Below are 26,905 nucleotides of genomic sequence, written 5' to 3' on the forward strand. Positions count from 1 at the left end.
TTTAAAGGAAATAATTATTTTAAAAGACTTTAATTATATAGAAGGGATTTAAATGACGATTTTAATTATTTTGGCATATTTGCTGGCCTTAAATTTTTCTATAGGTCAAAGTTTTATTGCCAACAAGCAAGTACTAATATTGCTATCTTTAACAGTAATAGAAACAGCAGTATTTTCTTTGATACTTGCTTATAAAACTAAAAAACAAACAACTAATAAAATACAAAATATAATAGTAAGTCTAGTTTTACTACTAATTACTTTTACTTATAATTCACTATCTCTTTATTATAGTCAATATGGAGAGCTGCCTACAAAGGCCATGCTAAAACAAAGTGGAAACTTAAAAGCAGTTGTGCCAGCAGTTATGGCCTTGGTCCAAAAAAGACATCTTATAATTAGCCTCCTAATGCTTTTGACAATTTTTATGATTTTCATTTTAGCTAAAAAGTCTGAAACAAATAATAAAGTAAATAGAAAGCTAATGCCTATAAGCTTATTTGCAAGTGTTCTAGCCTTGGTCTTTGTCTTTATTAATTTTAATAATCTCCACCAAGCCAAGGCCTCAAGCCATGGACCTGACAACTTAAGCTCAATTGATTTTACAGATACTGAAAATAAAACATTAGCCGATAAAAGACAGAAGAAAATAAAAGAACTTTTAAATAAGACCAAGCACACAAATGCCTATACTGGACTAGGAAAAAATAGGAACTTAATTGTAATCCAAGTAGAAAGTTTACAAAATACTTTCCTAAACAAAACCTATATGGACCAAGAAATTACTCCTTTTTTAAATAGTTTGAGCCATAGCCCTGATAGTTTTTATTTTAATGACTACATGAACCTAACAGGAACAGGAAACACCCTAGATGCTGAATTTGTTAGTCTAAATAGTATGTACGGAAACCTAGAAGGTCCTTCTTTTCAAAAATATAAAAACAACGAACTCTATGGCCTAATTGGCATGGCTAAAAACAAGGGCTATAGAACTTCTTATATGCATGGCTACACTGGAGAATTTTATCACAGGGATCAAATATCTAAGGCTGTAGGCTTTGATGAAATCTACTTAGGCGAAAACTATAAACAGGATGACCTTATAGGAATGGGACTAGCAGATGAAAGTTTCTTTAAACAAAATTTAGAAATAATAAAGAAATTAAATGACAGGGACCAACCATTCTTTAGCTTTATGGTTACCCTATCTAACCACATTCCCTACGACCTTCCTCAAGAAAAACGTCAAATAAAACTTAGTCCAGAAGATAAAAAAAGTGTTTTTGGTGGAACTTTAAATACTCATAGATATACAGATAAGGCACTTAAGGATTTTATTGAAGGCTTAAAAGAAGCAGGTATCTACGAAGACTCAGTAATTGTCATTTATGGCGACCACTATGCTATGAATATAAACACAGAAGACCAAAGAAATGCAATGACAAAGTTTCTTGGTAGAGAATATAACTATGACGACATGTTTAATGTTCCCCTAATTATAAATATTCCAGGATCAAAAAAAGGCTTTGTATGTGAAGATATAGGCAGTCAATTAGACATTCTCCCAACTCTAGTAAATATAATGGGTTGGAATGACGAAACGGCCTTATTATTTGGGAGAGACTTACTAGAAAAATACGAAGATGAAAATATATTATATCCACAGACCCACATGCTAAAGGGAAGTTATATAAAGAAAGACGAACTATTTATTAGGTCAAGAACTGCCGATATAAAAGAATCAACATTAATTGATAGAAAAAGCAGACAGGTTCTAGATAATACCAAGGCCCTTAAAAAAATTCCCCAAGCTGAATTTGAAATTGATTTTTGTAAATACCTTTTAGACAACAACTTATTAGGAAAAATTAGACAAGAACATATCGATAAGGAAATTAAATAAGCTGGCATAATTAATAAAGATATACAGTAAACAGCCAGAAGATTTAATTTACAAAGGAGCCTTTGGAGTTTATACAGATAAGTTATAGGATATAAAAATAAATTAAAAAATAGCGTTAGAAAAATCTGACGCTATTTTTTAATGATCAAATACTTTAAAAGAAAATATAATAAGTTTTCAAACCATAGCAAATGTGAAAAATTTATGATAAACTAAGCTTATAAGAAAAAACTCAATAGCAATAATTAATTTTAAAAATAAGCCAAGGTTAAAATTAAAAATAGGAGGGAAAAGGGGTATTAAAATAACTAGGGCTGAAAATATTTTAAAAACTAAATAAGAGAAGTACAAAAACAAGGGAGGTAAGACAATGAAAAAAACATTATTAATTTTAATGGCACTTATATTATTACTTGGAATAGTAGTTCAACCAGTGTCGGCAGCACAAGAATCTGAAAAGGTTCAATACTTAATAGATAAAGGCTATGTAAAAGGTGACAATCAAGGAAACTTAAAACTAGATAAATCTATTACAAGAGCAGAATTTTCAAAGATGATGGTAGTAATCGATGGAAAAGAAGGTGAAGCGAAAAATTTAAAAGATGAAAAAACTTCTTTTACAGACTTACCAACATCACATTGGGCAAACGGATATGTAAACCAAGCAGTTAAAGATGGTTATATCAAAGGTTATACAGACAATACATTTAGACCTGAAGATAATATACTATATGCTGAAGTTTTAACAATACTAGCTAAAAATAGCGGTTATAAACCAGTAGAAACAAAAACTGGTAGATGGGCAGACCAATATATTGAATTTGGTAAAAATAATAAATTCCTAGCTGACGTAGATTTTAAAGATTACTATGATGTGGGAGGAAGAGAAAAAGTATTTGAAATTCTCTACAACTATTTAATGAACAAAGACTCAGTAAAAGTTTCAGAAGTAAAAGAAGAACCAGTTAAAGAAGTAATAGTGGCAGATGTAGATGAATATAATATTCTTCAAGGACCAGTGATGGGCCCGAAAAAATCATCTAGTAAAAAATATCCAATTATTGGTGGAGAACTTACAACTGCCGAAAAATATAAATTTGGAGTTTGGGATTTATTTAGATACAAGCCACTAGAAAAGAATAATGATGGATTTAAATTCTTTTTAAATGGAGTAGAAAAAGATGCATCTTCATTGTGGGTAAATCCAGAAAACGGAGCATTATATATACCAGCAGAATTTTTGCGTGAAGTGGGACCTACACTATATAATTTGGATGTCACAAATGGAAAGCTTATGGGAAAACAAAATTTCGCAATTGATTTTGGTAAGGTCGTAGCTGAAGATAATGAAAGTTATAGCATGCCACTTTCCGCTAGAGAATTTTCTATAGGGTCTTTAGTTAGGCCTGATGATAATGAACATCCTTACAGAATTCGAGTATCTATATATACAAATAAATTAGCAGCTAAAGCAGGCAAAGATATAGAAGTAAAATTTAAAATGGTAGATAGAAATAACACATTATATATGGAAGCAGAGAGAATATTAAAAACCTTAGGATTTGACTACTCGTGGGATGGAAAAACATTACGATTAGATGGTGAAACTGATATAACTAAAATGAAGCCAAAAATATATAGAGAATGGTTATCAGCTGGAGTATATAATAGAAGTAACCCAAAACACCCTTTATATAAATATGAAGTTGATAATTAATGAAGTAAAGACGACTATTTGGTCGTCTTTTTTATATTTTTAAAAACACTAATAGACATTTAGAATTATAAAAATACATTTCAAAATCCCAGTTATTTCCCATAAAACATTAGACGATAGACATTTAAAATGTTATAATTTTATTGTATGCAAATATTTAGAAAAATATAGAGAAGAAGGTTATAATTTATGAAAGAGGCTATAATTTTAGCTAGCCAAATTACCAAGGACTTTGTTTCTAATAGGTCTCTTTTAGTTCATGAACTTTTAGACAGGCCTATTCTAAATATACTAGTTGACCAGTTAAAGGATGCAGGTGTAGAGAAAATTATTTTTCTTGCCAGTGAAAGTGATGGAGATTTAGAAAAGGCTATGGACTTAGTGGACATAGATTTTATTTATCAAGAAGTTCCAGCGACTAAGGATATTAGTTTTTCTTCTTATGACTTAGAAGATGACGCTGAAGTCTTAGTCTTTGATAGTTTTTGTCCTTTTATAGGTGGAGAGCTATTAAAAGATTTTCTTCAAAAGACTAAGGACATGGAGGCAGGAGCTTTAAGAGATAAAAATTCTAATTCTGACTTAGGGATTTATTATTTTAAAGGAAGTTATTTAAAGGATAAAACTTTAGAATCTTCTAATTTAAATAATTTATTTGACCAAGTTCAGACAATTGACCTTGATCAAAATTTCCTTGTAATAAAAACTAGAAGGGATTTTTATAAGGCTCAAGAGCTTTTAAAAACAAGAATTCTTGAAAGGCTAGTTGACTCTGGAGTTAATATTATTGACTTTAATTCAACTGTAATTGGCCCTCAAGTTCAAATTGGCATAGACACTACAATTTATCCTGGAGCTAGGATTTTAGGTCAGACTAAAATTGGAGCTTTTTGTATAATTGAAGGTGATACTTCTATAATTAATTCCACAATTGGAGATGACTGTCACATTAAGGCTTCTTATATATGTGATTCTGAAGTCCATGATGAGGTTACAATTGGTCCTTTTGCCCAGCTTAGACCAAAATCTATTGTCAGGTCGGGGGCTCATATTGGAAATTTTGTTGAGCTTAAGAAAACTGATTTTGGAGAAGGCTCTAAGGCAGGTCACTTGGCTTATTTAGGTGATTCTATTATTGGCAAAGATGTTAATATTAGCTGTGGTGTTATTACTGCCAACTATGATGGCAAAAACAAACATCAAACAATTGTTGAAGACAAGGCCTTTATAGGGTCTAATGCAAATTTAATTGCCCCTGTTAAGGTGGCTGAAGCTGCTTTTGTAGCTGCTGGCTCAACTATTACTGAGGATGTCGAAAAGGAAGCCTTGGCAATAGAAAGGACTAAGCAGGTTAATATAAAAGATTGGGTAAAAAGAAAGAAATTGAAGTAATTGGAGGATAGTATGAAAAAGAATATTTATGGAGATTTAAGTATTATTTCAGGGAATTCAAACATTCCACTTGCAAAGGACATTTGCAAACATTTAGGAGTAGAGTTAAGTGATACAGCTGTTAACCACTTTAAAGATGGAGAAATCAGCTTAAATATTGCTGACTCAGCAAGAGGGGCTGATGTTTTTATAATTCAACCTACTTCAAAGCCAGTAAATGATAATTTAATGGAGCTTTTAATTTTAATTGACGCCTTAAAGAGGGCATCTGCTGGTAGGATTAACGCAGTTATTCCTTATTATGGCTATGCCAGACAAGACAGAAAGACTAAGGCCAGAGAACCTATCACATCAAAGTTAGTTGCTGATCTACTTGCTACAGCTGGTGCAGACAGGGTTATAACTATGGACCTACATGCTGGACAAATTCAAGGTTTCTTTGATATTCCAGTAGACCATCTTTCAGCACTAGAATACCTATCAGATTATTTTAAAGATAAGGTACAAGAAGAAGGAGACTTTGTTGTAGTTTCTCCAGACCTAGGAGGAGTAACTAGAACTAGAAAGTTTGCCAACTATTTAAATCTTCCAATTGCTATTATAGAAAAAGTTAGACCAAGACCAAATGAAAATGAAGTTATGAATATCATTGGTGATATTGAAGGTAAAAATGTTATTATGGTCGACGATATTATTGATACAGGCGGTACAATCTGCAAGGCTGCTGAAGCCCTAAAGAAAAGAGGAGCTAAGAAAATTTATGGAGCTGCCACACACGGAGTATTATCTGACAGTGCAGTAGACAGAATCCAAAAATCAGCCTTAGAAGAATTTGTTATCACTGATACTATTAACCAACCAGAAGAAAACAAAAAATCTAAGATTAAAATTGTTTCTGTTGGCTGCTTAATTGCCCAAGCTATTGATAGAATCCACAACAACGAATCTATTTCAGTTATTTTTGGTTAAGAGTGAAGGTAATAGCGGGACTAGGAAATCCAGGCAAGGACTACCAAAGAACTAGACACAACGTAGGCTTTATGGTTATAGATAAGCTTATAGAAAAACTTTCAGCCTCTCCTTTTAAGATCAAGCACCAGGCTTTAATTGCTGAAGCTTCAATAAAGGGGGAGAAAGTTCTACTAGTCAAGCCCCAAACCTATATGAACAACAGTGGAGACTCACTAAGGGAGATTTTAAATTTTTATAAGATCCCTCCTGAAGATTTAATTGTCATCTACGACGATATAGATATTGGATTTTCTACAATAAGAATTAGAAAAAAAGGTTCAGCAGGCAGTCACAACGGAATGAAGTCAATTATTTACCAAATCCAAGCTGATACTTTTCCAAGAATTAGAATTGGAGTTGGAGAAAAACATCAAGGCCAAGACCTGGCTAACTTTGTCTTATCAAATTTTTCTAGCGAAGAATTTAAGGAAATAGACAGCGCAGTTGACTATGCAGCCTTGGCAGCCATAGCTATTGTTGAAGATGGCCTGGACCGGGCAATGAACAAATACAATATAAAGAAATAAATTTTAGGCCCATATTATAAGTGGGCCTTTATAAATAATCGTATGAAAAATTTTTTGATAGATCCCTTGCTAGGCCTGGATTCTTATAAGAATCTTCTAGCAGATATAAAAAATGAAAAACAAGTTATTGCAGTTAACGGAGTGTTAGAAGAGGCTCTAGGCCACTTTATTTACTCTGTATTTTCTCATGGAGAAAAACGAAAGATCTTTATAATTTCCTATTCAGACCTAAGGGCCAAGAGAATTTACGAAGACTTAAAAAGCCTAGGTCTAAATAATTCCTATTACTTTCCAAAGCGAGAAGATTTTTTCTACAGGTCAATAGCCAGGTCAGCTGATACATCTAATGACCAAATAAAGGCCATGTGGGCTTTGAGACATGAAGATGAACTTATAGTTGCCACAGGCTATGAAGGTCTTTTAAACAAGCTAATGACCCCTGACAAGTTTTCAAAACTTTTTTTTTCTATAAATATCGACGATAGAATTGACCTAGGAGACTTGGGTAAAAAACTTTTACTTGCAGGCTATGAAAATGTTCCAGCAGTTGAAGGCAAGGGCCAATTTTCTATTCGAGGTGGCATTGTAGATATATTTCCACCTCTAGCAGAAAATCCATATAGGATTGAACTTTTTGATGATGAAATAGATTCTATTAGGGACTTTGATGTTCTTAGCCAAAGGTCAATAAATACCCTAGAAGAAATTTATATTTGTCCAGCTGGCGAAAATATTTTAGATGAAGCTGACAGACATTTAGCAATAAAGCGCTTGAACAAAGAGCTAAAGGCAACAAAAATAAAAGATGCCAAAGTCCTTGCTAACTTAGAAGGAAAATTTTCTGAACTAGGAGACAGGCTGGAAAATAAACTTTTTATAAAAAACCTAGACCTTGTTCTTCCCTATATTGACCAAGAAAAACTTGGATCAATTTTATCCTACACTGACGAAGATACACTTTTTTTCATTGATGAGCCAAGGCGAATTGATGAGTCAGCCTTAGAAAACTATAAGGATTTTAAAAATAGATTTTCAGATCTTTTACTGGCAGGAGAAGTACTGCCAGGCCATGAAAATTCACTTTACAACTATGACGAAATAATTCCTAGGATTGAAAAGAATACCAAAGTAACATTTTCAAATATTTTAAGGGACAATAAACACTTTAAGCCTCAGTCAATTTTAAACTTCCACATGAAGGCCATAACTTCTTATAATGGCAGAATGGATATTTTTAAGGAGGAAATTGACAGGTACTTGTACAGGGGCTATAAAATAGCAATTTTAGCAGGGGATAAAAAGAGATTAAATAGACTAGACCTAAGTCTAACAAGCCTTGGAGTCAAAGCATCTATAGCTGAGTCCTTAGATGAGTCTTTACACTCATCTCAAATTCTTCTGTCAGATTTATCTGTTCGCCATGGTTTTGAATATTCAGACTTAAAATTTTCTCTAATGAACCAAAGGGAAATTTATGGGTCTTCCCAAAAACAAAAAAAAGCTCCTAGAAAAAAGACAAAAAAAGAAGGGGCCATAACAGACTTTGCAGATATAGAAATTGGTGACTATGTTGTCCACGAAAATAACGGTGTTGGAATTTATCAGGGATCTTATAAGCTCCAAGTCCAAGGAGTAACAAGAGACTATATTTTAATCCAGTACAAGGGAGCAGATAGGCTCTACATTCCTACAGACCAGCTAGGAATGATCCACAAGTATATAGGAACTGGGGAGAAAAAACCTAAGGTCAACAAACTAAACTCAGTTGAATGGACTAAGACCAAGATGAAGGCTCAAAAGTCCATTGACGACATGGCAGATGAGCTAATAAAACTCTATGCTGCCAGACAGGCCAAGGAAGGCCATCAGTTTTCTAAGGACACCCTTTGGCAGGGAGAGTTTGAAGATGCCTTTCCTTATGAAGAAACACAAGGCCAGCTTCAAGCAACTGCAGAAATAAAAGAAGACATGGAAAAGAAAGCGCCAATGGATAGGCTTCTTTGTGCAGATGTTGGCTATGGCAAAACAGAAGTTGCCCTTAGGGCAGCCTTTAAGGCAGTAATGGATGGCAAACAAGTTGCGATTTTAGTTCCAACAACTATCCTTGCCCAACAACATTACAACACAATGGTAGAAAGATTTAGAGACTTTCCAGTGACCATTGGACTTCTATCTCGTTTTAGGTCAAAAAGTCAAATTGATAAGGATATTAAAGGACTTAGAAATGGATCCTTAGACATTGTAGTAGGAACTCACAGACTTTTATCAAAGGATGTAGTATTTAAGGACCTGGGCCTTTTAGTTATTGATGAGGAACAAAGATTTGGAGTTAGGCACAAGGAAACACTAAAAATGTTAAAAGAAAATGTAGACACTCTTACCCTAACTGCAACGCCAATTCCAAGGACCTTACAAATGTCTATGATTGGCATAAGAAATATGTCACTAATAGAAGAGCCGCCAGAAGAGAGATTTCCAGTTCAAACTTATTTGGCCGAATACAATCCTTCTATGATTAGAGAGGCAATCCTTAGAGAAATTGACAGAGAGGGTCAAGTTTATTTCCTTCACAATAAGGTTTCAGACATAGACAAGGTCGCCCTTGAACTTCAGGCCCTAGTGCCAGAGGCCAGATTCTTAGTTGCCCACGGCCAAATGTCAGAAAGGTCCTTAGAAAATGCCATGATGAGCTTTTTAGAAAGACAGGCAGATGTTTTAGTTTGTACTACAATTATAGAAACAGGCCTAGACATTCCAAATGTAAACACAATAATTATAAACGACGCAGACCGCTTTGGACTTTCTCAACTTTACCAACTTAGAGGAAGAGTTGGCAGGTCCAATAAAATTGCCTATGCCTATATAACCTATCCTAGAGACAAACAGCTAAGTGAAGTTTCAGAAAAGAGACTTACTGCAATAAAAGAATACACAGAGTTTGGATCAGGATATAAAATTGCCATGAGAGACTTAGAAATTCGTGGGGCAGGAAATATTTTATCCTCTAAGCAACATGGCCACATAGATAATATTGGCTACGACCTTTACCTAAGTTTATTAGAAGACGCAATGAAAAAACTCAAAGGCGAAGAAGTAAAAGACATTAACGAAACTACAATTGATCTAAATATCGAAGCCTTTGTGCCAGAATCTTATATAGGAGACCAAAGACAAAGACTTGAATTTTATAAAAAGATTTCTCTAATAGAAAATGACGAAGACTACTCAGACCTAATTGCAGAAGCCATAGACAGATATGGCGATCTGCCAGAGGCAACATCAAATTTAATAGACATATCCCAAATTAAATTTATTGCCAACCAAAAGGGAGTAGAAATAATAAGCGGAGACGCAAATAAAATTCGCATAAAATTTAAGGAAGACAAGGTCTTAGACCTAAAATCACTAAACAACCTAATAGCAATTTTTACAAACAAGGTTAGCTTTACTACTAAGGGTCAAGCCTCTATTGACCTTAGTCCAGGCAAGTACCCATTAGAAGAATTAAAAGACCTTTTAGGAAATATTGTCTGATTATTATGTGAAAATTGCACAAATACAAAAAAACATGTTATAATAGTTAGGATTTAAAAAGGAGAGTTAAATGAAAAGAAAAAGTTTATTATTGATTTTAGCCCTTATGCTAGTTTTAACAGCTTGTGGCAACAAGGGTGCAAAAGACGGAGTAGCAGCAACTGTAGATGGAGTAGAAATTCCACAAAAGACATTTGACCTATACTATGGTATAGAAAGACAAAGAATAGTTGCACAAATTGGTGAAGAAGGATTAAACCAACCAATGGACAAGCTTGAAAGATCTGCTGGAGAAATTCTAAGAGAAAACATTTTAAATTCTCTAATCTCTAACCAAGTAATATTAAATGCAGCCAAAGACGAAGACCTTGGCGACATTGATGCTACAGTAGAAGAACAAGTGAAAATGGAAAAGGAAATGTCTGGAGAAGATATTTTCAAAGAAAATCTTGTAGCAATAGGCCTTACAGAAGAAGAATACAAAAATGTATTAAAAGATAATGCAATTGTAAACGAGTTTAGAAATAAAAAAATGGAAGGCTATGAAGTAAGCCAAGAAGACAAAGAAAAATTCTTTGAAGAAAACAAAGAAGCATTTTATGAAAGATCAGCTAGACATATTCTTGTTGAAACAGAAGACGAAGCCAACAAGGTTTTACAAAGACTAAAAGATGGCGAAGACTTTGCTGAACTTGCAAAAGAACTTTCTCAAGACCCAGGCTCAGCTGCCCAAGGTGGAGACCTAGGTTTCTTCCCACAAGGTAGAATGGTTGCTGAATTTAATGACTTTGTATTTGGAAATAATGTTGGAGACCTATCTGATCCAATTAAGTCAGATTTTGGCTACCATATAATTGAAATTACTGGAGAAAAATCAACTCTTGAAGATTTCACTGAAGAAGTTGAACAAGGAGCTAAGAGTCAAAAATTCGTAGACGAAATGAAAGACTTAGAGAAAAAAGCTAAGATTAAGAAAATCTACGACGTTTCTAACGAACCAGAATCTATATTAGAAAAATTAGAAGTTGAAAAAGATATGGAAGAAAATATAGAAGGTAATGTAGAAGAAAATCTTGAAAACCAAGAAGAAAATTCAGAAGAAACTCCAGAAGCTGAAAAAGAAAATAAAGGAAATTAATTTTATAAAGACCACTGAGATGACCTCGGTGGTTTTTTGTTTGAAAAAAATTTGCAAACAAGAGGAAAAACAAGGGAAAGGATGATAAAATCAATAAATTTAAAGAGTTAGTGTAAAATATTTGTTGGTAAAAAAGAAAATAAAAACACAAAGAAAGAAGAATAATAAAACTAGACGAAAAAGTAGCAAGGTCAAAAAAATAATAATTATGGCGGAATAAACATAGAAATATTAAACAAAAGTTCAGGTAAATGGTTGAAACAGTGGTTAAACACAGATTTTATAAAAAGTATATAAATTAAAGGAATTCCCTTACCAACAAAACTTGACACTATCTATTAACTCGATATTGTTGACTTTTGTAGAAAAAAATGGTAAACTAAACTTAACCAAAAAGGAAAAGGTAAGATGATGAGAAATAGAATTGCAGAACACAGAAAACCGTTAGGTTTATCACAACATAGATTAGGTAAAAAAATTGGAATATCAAGAATAAGCATAAATCAAATAGAAACGGGAAAGACTGTACCGAGTTTAAAAACGGCAAATGATATAGCAAATGCTTTAGGAGTTTGTATGTATCAGATTTTCGATTTAGATGGAGAAGAGACATATAAATGTCATAGCAGTAATTGTTGCTAAGAATTATATGACTTATTTTGTAAAAGTGAGGTGATGTTAATAAACTATAAAAATCCTCAGAGGTATAAGAACGGCGAATGAGTTATTTTACTACAAATCTTTTTAATGATAGTAATAGTAAAATAGAAGGAGGAAGAAAATGTTAAGAAAAAGATTATTTGCTATAGGGATAGCTATTATAATGATGGCAGCATTGATGATTACACCAACCACCAGTGCATTTGCACAGGAAAATAAAAATATTGATTTGACTAATAGGGAAAATATTTATTACGATGAATCATTGGGAGCAAATGTTATAGCATTTACTCTAAATGAAGATGGTAGCGTTAATTACCTTACTAAAACAGAAGCAGACAGTATTACGAAGAATGCTGGAAGTGAAGATATAAAACTTGAAAAAACAAATAGCGATAAGGTCATGCGAAGTGATTATAGTAACTGGTATGTATTTAAACAAACGAGTGGACCTACTCGGTATACTGGTTCACTAAAGAAGGTTTCCGCTGATTTAGTTGCTCCTAGAGGCGGGGGATCAATTACTAAAATTGTAGGATATGAATCAAAACATTTTTTCTCAGCATCAATTGGTACTCCAGATAAAAAATCTGCAATACAAGCAGGAGCTACTATAGGTTGGGAATCTTCTGCAAGCACATCTACATCGTATACTGTGAACTTAAGGGCAGGAGAAAAGGGATATATAGGATTTTACCCATACTATAATAAAGTGGTAGGAAATTTAGAACTTTATGGTAATTGGGGTGATGGCTTGATTAGTACTGAAAGAGGAGTAGCAGGTTATTCAGTAAAATTAACTAGTGATGGAGAAGCTGATGGTATGTATAAATTCATATATAAATAATCGGAAGTAAAATCAAAATGAAAAAAATATTTATTGGAATTCTTTTGATTAGCTCATTATTTTCTTTAATAGCTTGTCAAAAAAAGGAAGAAAAAAAAGAACAAAAGTTAGTATATTTAGGTATTGATGCTGAAATACTGTCAGTAAATTATGATGATAAGATACTGACAATAGTTGAGACTGAAAATGATAGAAAAGTAATACAAACAGAAGTAAAACTAAACTGTAAAGATTTAGAAATTAACGACAAAATATTTAAAAGCAAGAATTCAGAAGAGATAGAATTTATAAAATTTAATGATTTAAAAGTAGCTGATATAATTAAAATTAATGTCAGTGAAAAGGAATTAAATAAAGAAGATGAAGAATTTATAAATGTTGAGCAAATAGAGCTGATAGAAAAGAATTAGTTTAAAATGGCTCTTTGTCAAATGGTGTTGATGAAGAGAAAAATAACTATCAAATGGCTCAGACAGAAATGTCTGGGCCATTTTCAATATACCGAAACTTTTCAAAGACCAAAATTATTCTTTTCTTGTAGTTATAGAAATTTCTATGACCAAAAGCATTTCTCTTAATAAGCTTAATCTTGTTGATTTTTCCTTCTAATGGGCCATTAGAAAGCTTGTATCTACAAGCATTTAAAATAAACTCCTCATACCTCCTACAAGTTTCAATTGCAACATTAACATAATGAGAAACCCTAGAATCAAGATTTCTATCAAACAAAGAAGAAAGCATATCAGTATTAGAAAGCCTAATAGCAGCTAAAATATCCTGAACACATCTGTAATACTTCTCTATAATATGATTAATATCTCTAATAAAAGAAACAATAGAAGCCTGACTCATAAAATTTTTAAAATAAGTATACCTTCTAAAATAACTAGTATTTAACTCAAACTCATTTAATAAAAACAACTTCCAATATCTCTTTAAAACCTTGTATTCCTGAGAATCACGAGCAAAACCATTCATAACAGAAATCCTAGTCCTATCCAAAGCCCGAGTAAGATTTTGAACAATATGAAACCTATCAAAAATAATCACGGCATTAGGAAAAACAGACTGAATAAGAGTAATATAAGGCTCATACATATCAATAACAACTCCCTTAACCCTTCTTCTAACCTCGATAGGATACCTTTGAAAATAAGAAATAAGCCTATGAATTCTTCTATCAGGCAAAATATCAATAACCCTTCTAGAAACAGCATCCATAAAAATAAAACTCATATTAAAATCAACACTCTTAACCGACTTAAACTCATCCATACAAATAAACTCAGGAAGAGAAGAAAAATTATTCTTAAAAAAAGAGAAAAAACCAAGGAAAAGCTGATAAAATCAATAAAATTAAAGATTTTCCCTAGACAAATAAGAAAAAATTATGTAAAATTAAATTGAGGTGAAAAATGGGACAGATACTAGTAATTGGTTTAGGTTCAACAGATATATCTGCCATATCCAAAGAGATAAGAGAAAAGTTACAAGGCGATAAGAAAATTTTTGTTAGAACTAAATTTCACCAGGCTCTTAAAGACTTAGAAAAAGATTTTGACCTAAACTATCTGGACTTCTTTTACGAAGAAGAAGAGGATATAGAAGAAGTTGATAAAAAAATTGCCAGCTATTTAAAAGATCAGGCTGATCAAAGAGACATAATTTATTTAGTTCCAGGTTCACCCTTTGTATTAGAAAAGGCAGTGGACTTGATGCTTAAGGAAAATTTAGACCTAGGCTTTATTAACAACCAAGCTGCTTGCGACTTAGTCCTAGAAAAACTTAAACACATAACTAGTGGATACAAGACAATTTCTGCCAGGGACTATAGCATTTTTAAAGCAGATTATAGCTTGGATCTATTAATCCAAGAAATTGACGATGAGTATGTCTTAGATGAACTTATAATAAAGTTATTAGACTCTTATCCAGGGTCTACAAGATTTGCTTTAATTAAAGATGCTGGACTTTCTAGCCAAGAAATTTATACAGATAGGCTGGAAAATTATTCTAGAAAAATTTATCCCAACCACCAGACATCTCTTCTCATTTATAAGCCAGAAGAAAAAGTTTATTCCTTTGCTGACTTGTTAGAGACAACAGATACCCTAAGAGGACCTGAAGGCTGTCCTTGGGACATTGAACAAGACCATAAAAGTCTGAGACAAGATCTTTTAGAAGAGGCCTATGAACTAGTTTTTGCTATTAATAATGATGATGTTGATAATATTTGCGAAGAGCTAGGCGATTTGCTTTTTCAAATTACTATTCATTCGCAAATTGCCTATGAAAATGGTGATTTTTCCATATACGATGTCATTAATAGGGTCAATAATAAATTAATTTTCAGACATCCCCATGTTTTTGGTGATTTAACACTTGACAAATCGTCTAAAGTATTGCAAAATTGGGATAGTATTAAATATTCTTCAAGAGAAGTTAATAAATTTTGGCAAAGATTAGAAGGATCTAAGGGAAATCCATCGACCCTATGGGCCTATGATATTATAGACAAGGTAACTAGGATAGGTTTTGATTGGACTAAGAGAGAAGAAATCTTAGCCAAGGTAAAAGAAGAATATGAAGAAGTTGTAGAAGCCCTCGACTCGCCTGTAGATTTAGAAGAAGAACTAGGTGATTTATTATTTACTGTAGTTAATCTCTGTCACTACTTAGGCTATGAAGCTGAGCTTTTACTAACAGCTGCTTGTGAAAAATTCATAGGCAGGTTTAAGCTAATGGAAGATTTTGCTGAAGAGGAAGACCTAGATATAAAAGAAGTCGGTAGAGACAAGCTAGAAGACCTTTGGCAACTTTCTAAGCGCAAAGAGGAAGTTATATAAATTTATATATAAACTTATAATTTTAGGAGGTTATTATGAACAAACAAGAATTAGTAGCACAAATTGCTGAAAAAAGTCAAATGACTAAAAAAGACTCTGAAATGGCACTTAATGCCTTCATTGAAACTGTCCAAGAAGCTCTTGCTGATGGTGACAAGGTTCAATTAGTAGGATTCGGAACTTTTGAAGTTAGACACAGAAAAGCTAGAGAAGGTAGAAACCCAAGAAACCCAGAAGAAAAGATTTCTATCCCAGCATCTAAGGCACCTGTTTTTAGAGCTGGAAAAGGCTTTAAAGAATTAGTTAACAAATAAGAGTGATTTTTTAAGGTACATCTTTTTAGGTGTACCTTAATTAAAATTTTAGGACAATGAGATTAGACAAATTTTTAAAAATTTCTAGACTGATAAAGAGAAGAACTCTTGCCAAAGAAGCCTGCGATAATGGAAAAGTTACCATTAACGAAAAGCTAGGAAAAGCTTCAGACAAGGTTGAGGTAGGAGACATATTAAGTATTAACTTTGCAAATAGAGAAATTAAAGTAAAAGTTATATCTTCTGGCTTAGACTTAGTTAACCCAAAGCCAGAGGACCTTTACGAGAGGTTAAATTGATTTAGGAGCATTATCTATGAAGAAGACTGCAAATGGATTAAAATTAATATTTCCACTAATGATTCTTTGCTTATGTTTTATTTCTTTTAAAATTTATAGCCAAAACAAAGAAATATCCCAATTAAAAGAAAAAATTTCTTTAAAAGACCAAGCTTATAATGAAATTTCTCAGTCAATTTCTGATTTAGAAGAGGAAATAGAATCTAGCGACTCTCTATCCTTTGTTGAAAAAATTGCTAGGGATGAATATAAGATGGTAAAGCCTAAGGAAATTATTTTTATAGACAAAGACAAAGATCTATAAAACTCTATAAAAAACTAGGAGGATTTATGGCCGTTAACGTTGGTGAAATAGGTCAAGGCAAAGTTGTAAAACTTACAAATTTTGGTGCTTTTGTAAAATTAGAAGAAGGTACAGAAGGTTTAGTACATATATCAGAACTGTCAAATAGCTTTGTAAAAAAAGTTGAAGATGTACTTAAGCTAGATGATGAAGTTACAGTAAAAATTATTTCAGAAGAAAATGGCAAGTATGCTTTTTCTATAAAACAAGCCCTTGCAAAAGAAGAAAAATCAGCCTACGAAAGTGACTCATTTCTTGGGGCAGACAATAAAGGCCTAGACCCAAGTTTTGAAGAGAAGCTTTCCATTTTTATGAAGCAAAGTAACGAAAAGTTACAAGAGGCAAGGACTAGAGAAAACAAGAGAAGTAATAAAAAAAGAAGACAATAATAAGCTTACAAATGTGATAGATTTTTCTATCACTTTTTATATTAATATGGAACAAATTTTTTTAGATACTATAGAAAATTATAAGTTAATAGAAAAAAATGACACAATTCTCATCGGTTTTTCAGGTGGCATGGATTCTGCCTGCCTTTTAGATTTACTTGTAAAGATTAAAGATGATTATAATCTAAAATTAATAGGCTGCCACTTTAACCATCAAGTTAGAGCTGAGGCTAAGAGAGACGAAGATTTTTGCAAAAAGAGATGCGAGGACCTAAATATAGAATTTTATTCTGCTTCAGGTTCAATGGTGGGCTTTGCTAGGGAAAATAAAATTTCCGAAGAAGCAGCAGGAAGGATTTTAAGAAAAAACTTTTTTAATGATATTCTTAAAAAAACAGGAGCAAATAAAATTGCCTTGGCCCACAACTACAACGACCAGGTAGAAACTCTTTTAATGCGAATATTTAGAGGCACAGGTTTAGATGGCTTAAGAGGCATGGACTATAAAGACGGAAATATAATTAGGCCTATTTTAAATGTAAAGAGAGCTGACATTGAGACCTATATAAAAGAAAATAAAATTCCCTATGTTGAAGATCACACAAACTTTGAAAATGCCTATGATAGAAATAAAATTAGAAATTTAATTATTCCCTATATAGAAGAAAGCTTAGACAAGGAAATTTCTGATCAAGTTTTTAATCTTTCAACTTTGGCTAAAAATGACGTAGCTTTTTTAGAAGAATTAACTGAAGAAAACTTTTTGAATCTTTGCAAAAAAGATGGCTTAGGAAATATTATTGTTAATGCAGAAGAATATTTAAAGCTAGACAAGGCCTTGAGATATAGGTTAGTTAGAAGAATCTATAAAGACCTTTCTACTTATATCAAAGATATTTCCTATAAAAATATTATAAGTATTGATGAACTTTTTTTAAAGACAAGTGGCAAGTTTATAGACAACCTTGGAGACATTAAAATTAGAAAATCCTATAATCGGGTAATTTTTGAAAAAAATCCAAGACAAGAGATTTTAAATAATTATATTATCCTAAAAGAGGGTATTAATAATGTTAATGAAAAGATAAAAATAAAAATAGAAAAGACCAATAAAAAGTCTGCAGGGAAAAATTATTTTACCTTAGCTGTAGAAAGTATTTCTGGTCCCTTAGTTATAAGGACTAGGGAAAACGGAGATAGAATTAGGCCCAAGGGTCTAAATGGATCTAAAAAATTAAAGGACATCTTTATAGATAAGAAAATCGACAGGGCCAAAAGAGAATCTTATTTGTTACTAGCAGATAATGAAAAGATTTTTGCCATTATAGATTTAGTAAAGAGTAAATATTTATATGATGATTCTAAAAGTGGTACTTATGTACTGGTAAGCATAGAAAAAGAGGAGGACAAACATGCATAAGGATATAGAAAAAATACTTTTTGATAGAGAGACAATTTCTAATAGAGTAAAGGAATTAGCCAAAGAAATCACTGAAGACTACAAGGGCAAGGACCTTGTTTGTATTTGTTTACTTAAGGGTGGAGTCTTATTTTTAACTGACCTAATTAAAGAAATTGACTTAGACCTAGAAATAGACTTTATGGATGTTTCATCTTACGGAGCTTCAACTACTTCATCTGGGGAAGTTAGAATTTTAAAAGACCTAGATGCATCAGTTAATGACAGGGACCTTTTAATAGTTGAAGACATTATTGACACTGGAGTTACACTATCTAAGGTTGTTGAGCTTTTAAAGTCAAGGCAGGCCAAGTCTATTGAAATAGTTTCATTTTTAAACAAACCTGACAGAAGAAAAATTGACATGGACGTCAAGTATATAGGTTATGAAATTCCTGACTACTTTGTAGTTGGTTACGGTTTAGACTTTGATGAAAAATATAGAAATCTACCTTATATTGGCTATTTAAAAGAAGAGCTATATAAGTAGAAGAGGAGGTAAAATTTGGGCAAGAGGAGATTTGGAATAGGATTTTACTTACTAATCCTAATTCTAATTTATTACGGATTTACATCTTTAAACAATAGTGCCTTGGACAAGGTTTCTACTGTTGACCATACAGAATTTATACAACTTATTGAAAAAAATCAAGTCAAAGAAATTGACCAACAAGGGTCTGTGGTCTATTTTTTAACTGCAGATGGAGAAGCTCACAAGACAATTGTTGAGCCAGATATTATGGCTAGCTTCTATGATAAGTATTTTGATAAATTTGAAAGCGGAGATATAAAAATTTCCTTTAAAGAAATAAAGGACAACACCTGGCAAAGAGATATTTTTACAACAGTTCTAATGATTGGTGGCTTTGCCCTTATTTGGTTTTTCTTTATGCAATCAATGCAAGGTGGCGGCAATAAGACCATGAACTTTGGCAAGTCTACAGCCAAGGTCTACACTGAAAAGAAGGACGAAAATGTAACTTTTAAAGATGTTGCTGGCCTCCATGAAGAAAAAGAAGAGCTAGAAGAAATAGTAGACTTTTTAAAAAATCCTAAGAAATATAATGATGTAGGCGCTAGGATCCCAACAGGAGTTTTAATGGTTGGACCTCCAGGAACTGGAAAGACTTATCTTTCTAGGGCAGTTGCAGGTGAGGCTAGGGTGCCATTTTTTACAATTTCTGGTTCAGACTTTGTAGAAATGTTTGTCGGTGTAGGGGCTTCACGTGTTAGAGACCTTTTTGAAAACGCCAAGAAACACGCCCCTGCAATAATTTTTATAGACGAAATTGATGCTGTTGGTAGAAGAAGAGGGGCAGGTCTAGGCGGAGGCCATGACGAAAGAGAACAAACCCTTAACCAACTTTTAGTTGAAATGGATGGCTTTTCAAAAAACGAAGGAATTATAATTATGGCTGCTACAAACAGGGCAGATATTTTAGACCCAGCCCTTTTAAGACCAGGTCGTTTTGATAGAACAGTTTATGTTGGAGTTCCAGATGTTAGAGGCAGAGAGGCTATTTTAAAAGTCCACACTAGAAATAAACCCCTAGCAGATGATGTAGATCTTAAAAAAATTGCCAAGAGAACTCCAGGTTTTACACCAGCAGATTTAGAAAATATGATAAATGAAGCAGCCCTTTTAACTGCTAGAGAAAATAGAAATCTAATAACAGACAAGGACATTCACGAGGCTTCAATAAAAGTCCAAGCAGGACCTGCCAAGAAGTCAAAAATTGTCTCAGACAAGGACAAAAAAATTACTGCAGTTCACGAAGCAGGCCACGCCCTTGTATCAAGACTTTTACCAAACTACGACCCTGTTGACCTAATAACCATTATTCCAAGAGGCAGGGCTGGAGGCTTTACAGCTTATATTCCAAAAGATGATGATGAGTTTATAACGAAAACTTATTTGGAAAACGAACTTGTCACACTTTTAGGTGGTAGAGTTGCAGAAAGTTTAGTCCTTAATGAAATTTCAACTGGTGCTTCAAATGATATAGAAAGAGCAACTAACATAGCAAAATCTATGGTCCAAACCTTTGGAATGAGTGACAGTCTAGGAACAATTAAGTACGGAACTGATGATGACAATGTCTTTGTTGGTAGGGACATGGGAAAACCAAGAGATCACTCTGAAGAAGTCCAAGCAAAAATTGATTCTGAAGTCCACAGACTTATTGATGAGGCTTATAAAAAGTGCGAAAACATTATTTCTAAAAACTTAAACTTGCTAAACAATATAGCAGATGTTCTAATAGAAAGAGAGACAATAACTGGAGCAGAATTTGAAAATATTTTTGCAGGCAAGAACTTTGATGGAAGCGAAAAAACTTCTGAAGTAGAAGAAACTTTAGAAGCAAATGAAAACCAAGACCAAGAGAATATTTAAATACAGAGACTATTTAGAGCTGTCAGATTTGGCGGCTCTAAACTTATGAAAGGGGACCTATGAAAAAAATAGAAGTAAAAAATAAAGTCATCCTTGCCCCTATGGCTGGCTTTACAGATGGAGCCTTTAGGACCATAGCCTTTGAATCTGGTGCAGACATTGCCATTTCAGAAATGGTTTCTGCCAAGGCTATGAAATATGGCGACAAAAAAACCTTTGACCTATTAAAGACATATAGAGAAGAAAAGGAAGTTGGAATTCAGATTTTTGGATCAGACCCAGAAATTTTAGCTTTCGCTTGTAGCTATTTAGACAAGGATCCGAAAGTAAATTTAATAGACTTAAACCTAGGATGTCCTGCGCCAAAGATTTTTAAAAACGGCGAGGGCTCAGCCCTTTTAGATAATCCAAAAAAAATTTACGAGCTTTTATCAGCAATGAGAAAGAAAACATCAAAAACTCTAAGTGGAAAAATCCGCCTGGGAATTTCTGATAAAAATAATTATCTTGATCTTGCTAGGGCAGTTGAAGAAGCGGGAGCAGATTTTATAACAGTTCACGGAAGAACTAGAGATGAGTATTATTCTGGCCAGGCTGACTGGGAGGCTATAGGAAATATTAAAGCAAATCTTTCAATTCCAGTTGTCGGAAATGGAGATATAGGTTTTGATACTGACATAAAAAAACTGCTTGCAGATTATAAGGTCGATGGTCTAATGATAGGTAGGCATGCAGTTGGCAGCCCTTGGATTTTTTCTAAGGTCAAGGCTGATCTATTAGGAGAAGAGTATTCTTATCCTAGCATTGAAGAAAAATTTTCTATAATGATAGAACATATTAACCTAGCCTGTGACTTAAAAAATGAAAGAGTTGCCATTCCTGAACTGAGAAAGCACTTACATTCATATTTAAAGGGCTTTCCAAAGGCGGCACAAATTAAAAATCAAATAAATTCAGTTAAGGCTAAGAAAGAATTAATTGAACTTTTGACTTCATATAGAGACTGGTTGTTGACATATGACAAATAATCATCTACAATAACTTGAATGATGAAATAAAGGATATAAAAAATTAACTTATTATATAAAAGAGATGAGGTAGAATTATGGTAGATAAAGAATTTTTCTTTACCGAAGAAGGTTTGAAAAAAACAGAAGATGAATTAGAACACTTAAAATCAGTAGTGAGAAGAGAGGTAGCTGAAAAAATTAAAATTGCCCTAGGCTATGGAGATCTTTCTGAAAATGCTGAATACGATCATGCAAAAAATGAACAAGCTAAGGTAGAAGAAAAAATAGCAAAACTAGAAAACATGCTTAGAAATGCAGTTTTAATAGAAGAAGAAAAAGTTGACAAAACATTAGTAAACATTGGATCAGTTGTAAAAGTTAAAGAGGTTGGAACTGATGATGAAGAAGAGTACACCATAGTTGGATCAGCAGAAACAGACCCACTTGAAGGAAAGATTTCTAACGAATCACCTATGGGATCAGCTCTATTAGGGAAAAAAGTTGGAGATATAGCAGAAGTAGAAGTGCCAGATGGTACAGTAAGTTTTGAAATAGTATCAATAACTATGTAAGGGAGGAATTATGGTTAACCAAGATCAAAATCTCAATGAAATCTTATTATTGAGAAGACAAAGACTAAAGGAACTAATAGAAAGTGGCCACAACCCTTTCGTCCACGAAAGTTATGATGTCAGCCACAAAAGTGATGAGATAGTAGCAAAGTTTACAGACCTAGAAGAAAAAGAAGTTTCTGTTGCTGGTAGAGTAATGTCTAAAAGAGGCCACGGAAAACTTTTATTCTTAGACCTACAAGACTCAAAGGGAAGCATCCAAATTTTAGCGAAAAAAGATATGCTAGAAGAAGTTTGGGACCATGTAAAAAAATTAGACCTTGGAGATATTATAGGGGTAAAGGGTGACGTTATTAAAACCAATGCAGGTGAAATAACAATTAGGGCAAATGACCTAGTCCTACTTTCAAAGTCCTTACAAATCCTACCAGAAAAGTTCCACGGACTTACAGACGTTGACCTAAGATACCGCCAAAGATATTTAGACTTAATTGTAAACCCTGAAGTCAAGGATGTATTCATTAAGAGAAATAAAATCATCAAAAAGATTAGAGAATTCTTAGACAATAAGGACTTTCTAGAAGTTGAAACACCAATCCTTGGTACAGTAGCAGGTGGTGCAAACGCAAGACCTTTCTACACTCACCACAACACTCTCGATATTGATATGCAACTGAGAATTGCCAATGAACTTTTCCTAAAGAGACTAATCGTTGGTGGCTTTGATAAGGTATATGAGATGGGCAAGATGTTTAGAAATGAAGGTATGGACACTAAGCACAATCCTGAGTTTACTAACATTGAACTTTACCAAGCCTATGCTGACTACGAAGAAATGATGAGAATTACTGAAGACCTCTTCGAATATGTAGCTCTTGAAGTTCTGGGAACAGATACAATTAACTACCAAGGTACAGAAATTTGCCTAAAGGCACCTTGGAAGAGAATAACAATGATAGATGCAGTTAAGAAATATGCTGATGTTGACTTCAATGAAATTGATACAGATGAAAAGGCAAGAGAAGTTGCAAGAGAAAAGGGACTTGATGTAAATGACAATGATACTTGGGGCAAGCTTCTTTCAGAAATGTTTGAAGAATTCTGTGAAGAACACCTTGTTGAGCCAACATTTGTAATTGGTCACCCGGTCGATGTATCCCCACTTGCAAAGAGAAACCCTGAGGACCCAAGACTTACACAAAGGTTTGAAGCCTTTATCAACACTTGGGAATTTGCCAATGCCTTCTCAGAGCTTAATGACCCAATAGACCAAAGAGAAAGATTTGAAGCTCAAGTTGCAGAAAAGGCAGCTGGGGACGACGAAGCTCACCCAATGGATTCAGACTTCATTAACGCAATTGAAGTTGGTCTTCCACCAACAGGTGGACTTGGAATTGGTGTAGACAGGATGATTGTCCTTCTAACAGACCAACCAAGCATTAGGGACGTACTTCTATTCCCAACAATGAAGCCACTTGGAAAAGAAGTTGCAGAAATAAAAGCAAATAAGGCAGCAGATGACAATGCAAGTGCAAGGATTGACATGTCAAAGGTACAGGTTGAGCCTCTATTTGAGGACATGGTAGACTTTGAAGAATTTTCTAAGTGTGACTTTAGGGCAGTTAAAGTTAAAAACTGCGAAGAAGTTCCTAAGTCAAAAAAACTTTTGAAATTTACATTAGATGATGGTTCTGAAAAAGAAAGAGTTATATTATCTGGTATAAAGGAATATTACAGCGCAGAGAGCTTAATTGGAAAGACACTGCTTGCAATTTGTAATCTTCCTCCTCGTAAGATGATGGGAATCGACTCAGAAGGTATGATTATATCTGCAATTTGCGAGTACGATGGAGAAGAAAAACTTAACTTAATAATGTTGGATGATAATATTCCAGCAGGATCAAAATTATATTAAAAGAACACGCTAATTATGAAACTGGGGTTTGTTATGAATCCCAGTTTAAATTTTATAATTAGATTAATAGAAATATTAAACTATACAATAAAACCAATTTAAAAAAAATAAATATTAGATAATCTCAGACGATAGAAATTAAATACTATATCGTCTTTTTTTATACTCAAAAGTTGGAGGATATGATGATGAGGATAAAATTCTATATTAAGGCAAATAAAAGGCTTTAAGATAGAAGATAAAGCTAAATTAAACAAGAAAGACCGTAGCAAAGGTGCAGAGAGATAAATATCGGTAGTCTTCGTCTTGCCTTTTATTTGAATGCTTAGTTTAACGCGGTAAATCATATAATTGAAAGGAATCTGTGTTATATGCTATAATTAGGTAGTTAATCTATGCATTAGGAAAAAATGCTTATTCCCCAAAATTATACTATAAATTGGCTCCAGGCATTGGAGAATGGGAGATTATTCGAAAAGCGATATTTAGAAAATACTTTTTCGGGATACATTGAAAATGATTTACTCAACACATGAAAATATTAAATAAGGAGAAAATATATTTGAATTTATTAAAGAATAAATCTTTTATGGCATTTTGGGGTTCAACTACCCTATTACGTTTAGCTTCAAATATTTTACAATTCGCATTAGCGATTTATGTATTAGACTTGACAGGATCTGCATTGGTTTTTTCAACTGTTCTTTCGGTAATTATTTTTCCGAGATTGATTTTCACGCCAATTTCCGGGTATTTAGCAGATTGTAGGAATTGTATACATGTTCTACGCTGGTGTGCATTAAGTCTTGTAGTTTTGATGGCGAGTTTTTTTATAATACACACGGTTATTAAACCATTATCAATACCTCTGATATATATTTTGGTTATTTTTTTGGAAATTTGTGAAACGCTTATTTCTGCATCAGATGCTAAAGCAATTGTTCTAATAATTGAAAAAGATAAAATTGCTTCGGCAAGTAAATTGTCCTCTCTGGACGATGGAATTGTTGAGATATCATCTCCTGTTATTGGCGGATTTGCTTACGGAGTATTTGGTTTAAGTACAGTTTTGTTTGTAGCTTTATTTATAGAGGCAGTTGCATTTTTACTAATGATGATTGTGCGTACTAATGGAGTTTCTCATTGTGATAAACTCATTGAAAAATCTAAAACTAACATTGTGAGAGACAGTATCACTTCTTATAAAAGTGCAGTTATTTCCATGAAAGAGTACCCTTTTGTAGTTGGGATAGTGATGTTCGCTCCTCTTTTTAACTTCTTTATTGCACCATTATTTTCCATTGTTGTCCCACATTTTATTCGCATTACACTTAATTCTAATGTTGATGTTTACACAGCCTATAATTTCATTCTTGGTGTAGCGGGACTAATTGCTCCATTTATTGCGATGATGGTAATCAAAAACGATGATGAGAAAAAAGCGAATATGAATGGGACATTGTTTTTGGCTGGGATGTTAGTCTTTCTTTCGTTTGCATTAAATTATCTGTTTAATATTCAATCAGAAGCGTTACTATATATCGTTGTTGGAATTATGGCTATAGCCGTAATAATAATTACTGTAATGAATATTGCAACAACTATTACAATAAAAAGTAAAATTCCAGAAGATATTCTTGGAAGAATAGTATCTATAATTCAATTATGTGCTGTTGTTGCGATGCCATTGGGACAATTGCTATATGGATATTTTGCAGACAATTTTCCGGCAACTATTTCTTTCATATTCCCAGCTTTCGGACTTTGTATAACCTATTTAGTAATGCGAAAAACATATGAGCGTTTGGATGAGGATAAAAATGTTAGGGCTTAATTTATCTTATAAAATTTTCAGTGGTATTGATGTTGTACCTGAAAATATTGGTAGAGTTTTATCTGTAAGCAGAAACTCAATATTATTGGCAACTGCAAGTGGAGAATTAACGATAAGCAATTCTAAAAAAATGATAAATGGTATGCAAAGAATGTAACAGAAGAAAATCTTCAAAACAGAAAAAGGATGATTAGAAAAATAAAAATTTAGTCGTCTTTTTTGTTTTAAAGAAAGGAGTTATATATGAAAAAATTAGAGCAAATAAGAAAAGAATCAAAAGAAATAAAAGATAAAATTGACTTTTATAGAGATTTAGACAATTATCCAAGGTAGAGGGGATTTTCCCAACAATGAAGCCACTTGGAAAAGAAGTTGCAGAAATAAAAGCAAATAAGGCAGCAGATGACAATGCAAGTGCAAAGATTGATATGTCAAAGGTAAAGGTTGAGCCATTATTTGAAGATATGGTAGACTTTGAAGAATTTTCTAAGTGTGACTTTAGGGCAGTTAAAGTTAAAAACTGCGAAGAAGTTCCAAAATCAAAAAAACTATTGAAGTTCACCTTAGATGATGGTTCAGGAACAGATAGAATTATTTTATCTGGAATAAAATCCTACTACTCAGCTGAAGAGCTAATTGGAAAAACCTTACTTGCTATAGTAAACCTTCCACCAAGAAAGATGATGGGAATAGATTCTTGTGGTATGTTATTATCAGCAATAAACGAAAGAGAAGGCGAAGAAGAATTAAACCTTCTAGTTCTAGCAGATAAAATTCCTGCAGGAGCTAAGATATATTAA

General features: G+C 33.1%; 24 protein-coding genes and 1 pseudogene. 24 read left to right on the forward strand and 1 reads right to left on the reverse strand.

The features are described 5' to 3' along the window. The first annotated feature begins 52 nt into the window (after positions 1-52). From BN2667_RS02970 to BN2667_RS03015, 10 genes are all read left to right on the forward strand, one after another. Positions 53-1,903: an LTA synthase family protein gene (locus BN2667_RS02970; protein ID WP_054251834.1), complete on the forward strand. Its 1,851-nt coding sequence runs from the start codon at positions 53-55 to the stop codon at positions 1,901-1,903. A 370-nt stretch (positions 1,904-2,273) separates the two neighbouring features. After that, positions 2,274-3,620, forward strand: a complete 1,347-nt coding sequence (locus tag BN2667_RS02975) for an S-layer homology domain-containing protein (protein WP_054251835.1) — start codon at positions 2,274-2,276, stop codon at positions 3,618-3,620. Positions 3,621-3,809: 189 nt separating this feature from the next. Next, the gene (locus tag BN2667_RS02980) at positions 3,810-5,012 is read left to right on the forward strand and encodes a hypothetical protein (protein ID WP_054251836.1); all 1,203 of its coding nucleotides are present in this window, start codon (positions 3,810-3,812) and stop codon (positions 5,010-5,012) included. A 12-nt stretch (positions 5,013-5,024) separates the two neighbouring features. After that, positions 5,025-5,981, forward strand: a complete 957-nt coding sequence (locus BN2667_RS02985; RefSeq protein WP_054251837.1) for a ribose-phosphate diphosphokinase — start codon at positions 5,025-5,027, stop codon at positions 5,979-5,981. A 2-nt stretch (positions 5,982-5,983) separates the two neighbouring features. After that, positions 5,984-6,550, forward strand: a complete 567-nt coding sequence (gene pth / locus BN2667_RS02990) for an aminoacyl-tRNA hydrolase (RefSeq protein WP_054251838.1) — start codon at positions 5,984-5,986, stop codon at positions 6,548-6,550. A 42-nt stretch (positions 6,551-6,592) separates the two neighbouring features. After that, complete coding sequence (gene mfd / locus BN2667_RS02995) at positions 6,593-10,084, forward strand: transcription-repair coupling factor (protein ID WP_054251839.1); 3,492 nt, start codon at positions 6,593-6,595, stop codon at positions 10,082-10,084. A gap of 70 nt (positions 10,085-10,154) precedes the next feature. Next, complete coding sequence (locus BN2667_RS03000; RefSeq protein ID WP_054251840.1) at positions 10,155-11,222, forward strand: peptidylprolyl isomerase; 1,068 nt, start codon at positions 10,155-10,157, stop codon at positions 11,220-11,222. A 408-nt stretch (positions 11,223-11,630) separates the two neighbouring features. Next, positions 11,631-11,864, forward strand: coding sequence for a helix-turn-helix transcriptional regulator (locus BN2667_RS03005; RefSeq protein WP_242848705.1), 234 nt, complete (start codon positions 11,631-11,633; stop codon positions 11,862-11,864). Positions 11,865-12,003: 139 nt separating this feature from the next. Next, positions 12,004-12,729: a hypothetical protein gene (locus tag BN2667_RS03010; protein WP_054251841.1), complete on the forward strand. Its 726-nt coding sequence runs from the start codon at positions 12,004-12,006 to the stop codon at positions 12,727-12,729. A 17-nt stretch (positions 12,730-12,746) separates the two neighbouring features. Next, positions 12,747-13,139 carry a hypothetical protein gene (locus tag BN2667_RS03015; protein WP_054251842.1) on the forward strand — a complete coding sequence of 131 codons (393 nt, stop codon included), beginning with the start codon at positions 12,747-12,749 and terminating at the stop codon, positions 13,137-13,139. Positions 13,140-13,197: 58 nt separating this feature from the next. On the opposite strand, the pseudogene BN2667_RS03020 reads toward BN2667_RS03015, so the two are convergent. Then, positions 13,198-14,016: pseudogene (locus BN2667_RS03020) on the reverse strand (ISL3 family transposase); the annotation flags it as partial. Positions 14,017-14,144: 128 nt separating this feature from the next. Here BN2667_RS03020 and mazG point away from each other — a divergent pair. The 14 genes from mazG to BN2667_RS03085 all read left to right on the forward strand — a co-directional run bounded on the left by mazG (position 14,145) and on the right by BN2667_RS03085 (position 26,905). Continuing rightward, positions 14,145-15,575 (forward strand): nucleoside triphosphate pyrophosphohydrolase, encoded by a 1,431-nt coding sequence (gene mazG / locus BN2667_RS03025; RefSeq protein WP_054251844.1) that lies wholly within the window; start codon positions 14,145-14,147, stop codon positions 15,573-15,575. A 35-nt stretch (positions 15,576-15,610) separates the two neighbouring features. Continuing rightward, complete coding sequence (locus tag BN2667_RS03030) at positions 15,611-15,889, forward strand: HU family DNA-binding protein (RefSeq protein ID WP_054251845.1); 279 nt, start codon at positions 15,611-15,613, stop codon at positions 15,887-15,889. A gap of 56 nt (positions 15,890-15,945) precedes the next feature. Continuing rightward, the gene (locus BN2667_RS03035; RefSeq protein WP_054251846.1) at positions 15,946-16,188 is read left to right on the forward strand and encodes an RNA-binding S4 domain-containing protein; all 243 of its coding nucleotides are present in this window, start codon (positions 15,946-15,948) and stop codon (positions 16,186-16,188) included. Positions 16,189-16,204: 16 nt separating this feature from the next. Beyond that, positions 16,205-16,492 (forward strand): FtsB family cell division protein, encoded by a 288-nt coding sequence (locus BN2667_RS03040; RefSeq protein ID WP_054251847.1) that lies wholly within the window; start codon positions 16,205-16,207, stop codon positions 16,490-16,492. Between the two features lie 26 nt (positions 16,493-16,518). Further along, positions 16,519-16,920: a S1 RNA-binding domain-containing protein gene (locus tag BN2667_RS03045; protein ID WP_054251848.1), complete on the forward strand. Its 402-nt coding sequence runs from the start codon at positions 16,519-16,521 to the stop codon at positions 16,918-16,920. 46 nt (positions 16,921-16,966) lie between these two features. Further along, positions 16,967-18,340: a tRNA lysidine(34) synthetase TilS gene (tilS, locus tag BN2667_RS03050; protein WP_075967882.1), complete on the forward strand. Its 1,374-nt coding sequence runs from the start codon at positions 16,967-16,969 to the stop codon at positions 18,338-18,340. Next, positions 18,333-18,869, forward strand: a complete 537-nt coding sequence (hpt, locus tag BN2667_RS03055) for a hypoxanthine phosphoribosyltransferase (RefSeq protein ID WP_054251850.1) — start codon at positions 18,333-18,335, stop codon at positions 18,867-18,869. Before tilS ends, hpt begins: the two co-directional genes overlap by 8 nt. Before the next feature lie 15 nt (positions 18,870-18,884). Beyond that, a complete protein-coding gene (gene ftsH, locus BN2667_RS03060) occupies positions 18,885-20,774 on the forward strand; it encodes an ATP-dependent zinc metalloprotease FtsH (protein ID WP_054251851.1) in 1,890 nt (629 codons plus the stop codon). Between the two features lie 59 nt (positions 20,775-20,833). Beyond that, positions 20,834-21,802, forward strand: coding sequence for a tRNA dihydrouridine synthase DusB (gene dusB, locus BN2667_RS03065; RefSeq protein WP_054251852.1), 969 nt, complete (start codon positions 20,834-20,836; stop codon positions 21,800-21,802). Positions 21,803-21,879: 77 nt separating this feature from the next. Further along, the gene (gene greA, locus BN2667_RS03070; RefSeq protein WP_054251853.1) at positions 21,880-22,356 is read left to right on the forward strand and encodes a transcription elongation factor GreA; all 477 of its coding nucleotides are present in this window, start codon (positions 21,880-21,882) and stop codon (positions 22,354-22,356) included. Between the two features lie 10 nt (positions 22,357-22,366). After that, on the forward strand, positions 22,367-24,271 hold the full coding sequence (lysS, locus tag BN2667_RS03075) for a lysine--tRNA ligase (protein ID WP_054251854.1): 1,905 nt from the start codon (positions 22,367-22,369) through the stop codon (positions 24,269-24,271). A 562-nt stretch (positions 24,272-24,833) separates the two neighbouring features. Then, positions 24,834-26,105, forward strand: a complete 1,272-nt coding sequence (locus BN2667_RS03080) for an MFS transporter (protein WP_054251855.1) — start codon at positions 24,834-24,836, stop codon at positions 26,103-26,105. Then, positions 26,092-26,262, forward strand: a complete 171-nt coding sequence (locus tag BN2667_RS09315; RefSeq protein WP_156191363.1) for a hypothetical protein — start codon at positions 26,092-26,094, stop codon at positions 26,260-26,262. The genes BN2667_RS03080 and BN2667_RS09315 overlap by 14 nt, the downstream gene beginning before the upstream one ends. Positions 26,263-26,455: 193 nt before the next feature. After that, the gene (locus BN2667_RS03085; RefSeq protein ID WP_054251856.1) at positions 26,456-26,905 is read left to right on the forward strand and encodes a methionine--tRNA ligase; all 450 of its coding nucleotides are present in this window, start codon (positions 26,456-26,458) and stop codon (positions 26,903-26,905) included.

It is taken from the genome of Neofamilia massiliensis, assembly GCF_001299475.1.
Classification (GTDB): Bacteria; Bacillota; Clostridia; order Tissierellales; family Peptoniphilaceae; genus Neofamilia; species Neofamilia massiliensis.

Bases quoted from the DNA above. Each gene is read 5' to 3' on its own strand.
- BN2667_RS02970 (WP_054251834.1), top strand. From the start codon at position 53: ATGACGATTTTAATTATTTTGGCATATTTGCTGGCCTTAAATTTTTCT.
- BN2667_RS02975 (WP_054251835.1), top strand. From the start codon at position 2,274: ATGAAAAAAACATTATTAATTTTAATGGCACTTATATTATTACTTGGA.
- BN2667_RS02980 (WP_054251836.1), top strand. From the start codon at position 3,810: ATGAAAGAGGCTATAATTTTAGCTAGCCAAATTACCAAGGACTTTGTT.
- BN2667_RS02985 (WP_054251837.1), top strand. From the start codon at position 5,025: ATGAAAAAGAATATTTATGGAGATTTAAGTATTATTTCAGGGAATTCA.
- mfd (WP_054251839.1), top strand. From the start codon at position 6,593: ATGAAAAATTTTTTGATAGATCCCTTGCTAGGCCTGGATTCTTATAAG.
- BN2667_RS03000 (WP_054251840.1), top strand. From the start codon at position 10,155: ATGAAAAGAAAAAGTTTATTATTGATTTTAGCCCTTATGCTAGTTTTA.
- BN2667_RS03005 (WP_242848705.1), top strand. From the start codon at position 11,631: ATGATGAGAAATAGAATTGCAGAACACAGAAAACCGTTAGGTTTATCA.
- BN2667_RS03010 (WP_054251841.1), top strand. From the start codon at position 12,004: ATGTTAAGAAAAAGATTATTTGCTATAGGGATAGCTATTATAATGATG.
- BN2667_RS03015 (WP_054251842.1), top strand. From the start codon at position 12,747: ATGAAAAAAATATTTATTGGAATTCTTTTGATTAGCTCATTATTTTCT.
- mazG (WP_054251844.1), top strand. From the start codon at position 14,145: ATGGGACAGATACTAGTAATTGGTTTAGGTTCAACAGATATATCTGCC.
- BN2667_RS03030 (WP_054251845.1), top strand. From the start codon at position 15,611: ATGAACAAACAAGAATTAGTAGCACAAATTGCTGAAAAAAGTCAAATG.
- BN2667_RS03035 (WP_054251846.1), top strand. From the start codon at position 15,946: ATGAGATTAGACAAATTTTTAAAAATTTCTAGACTGATAAAGAGAAGA.
- BN2667_RS03040 (WP_054251847.1), top strand. From the start codon at position 16,205: ATGAAGAAGACTGCAAATGGATTAAAATTAATATTTCCACTAATGATT.
- BN2667_RS03045 (WP_054251848.1), top strand. From the start codon at position 16,519: ATGGCCGTTAACGTTGGTGAAATAGGTCAAGGCAAAGTTGTAAAACTT.
- tilS (WP_075967882.1), top strand. From the start codon at position 16,967: ATGGAACAAATTTTTTTAGATACTATAGAAAATTATAAGTTAATAGAA.
- hpt (WP_054251850.1), top strand. From the start codon at position 18,333: ATGCATAAGGATATAGAAAAAATACTTTTTGATAGAGAGACAATTTCT.
- dusB (WP_054251852.1), top strand. From the start codon at position 20,834: ATGAAAAAAATAGAAGTAAAAAATAAAGTCATCCTTGCCCCTATGGCT.
- greA (WP_054251853.1), top strand. From the start codon at position 21,880: ATGGTAGATAAAGAATTTTTCTTTACCGAAGAAGGTTTGAAAAAAACA.
- lysS (WP_054251854.1), top strand. From the start codon at position 22,367: ATGGTTAACCAAGATCAAAATCTCAATGAAATCTTATTATTGAGAAGA.
- BN2667_RS09315 (WP_156191363.1), top strand. From the start codon at position 26,092: ATGTTAGGGCTTAATTTATCTTATAAAATTTTCAGTGGTATTGATGTT.
- BN2667_RS03085 (WP_054251856.1), top strand. From the start codon at position 26,456: ATGAAGCCACTTGGAAAAGAAGTTGCAGAAATAAAAGCAAATAAGGCA.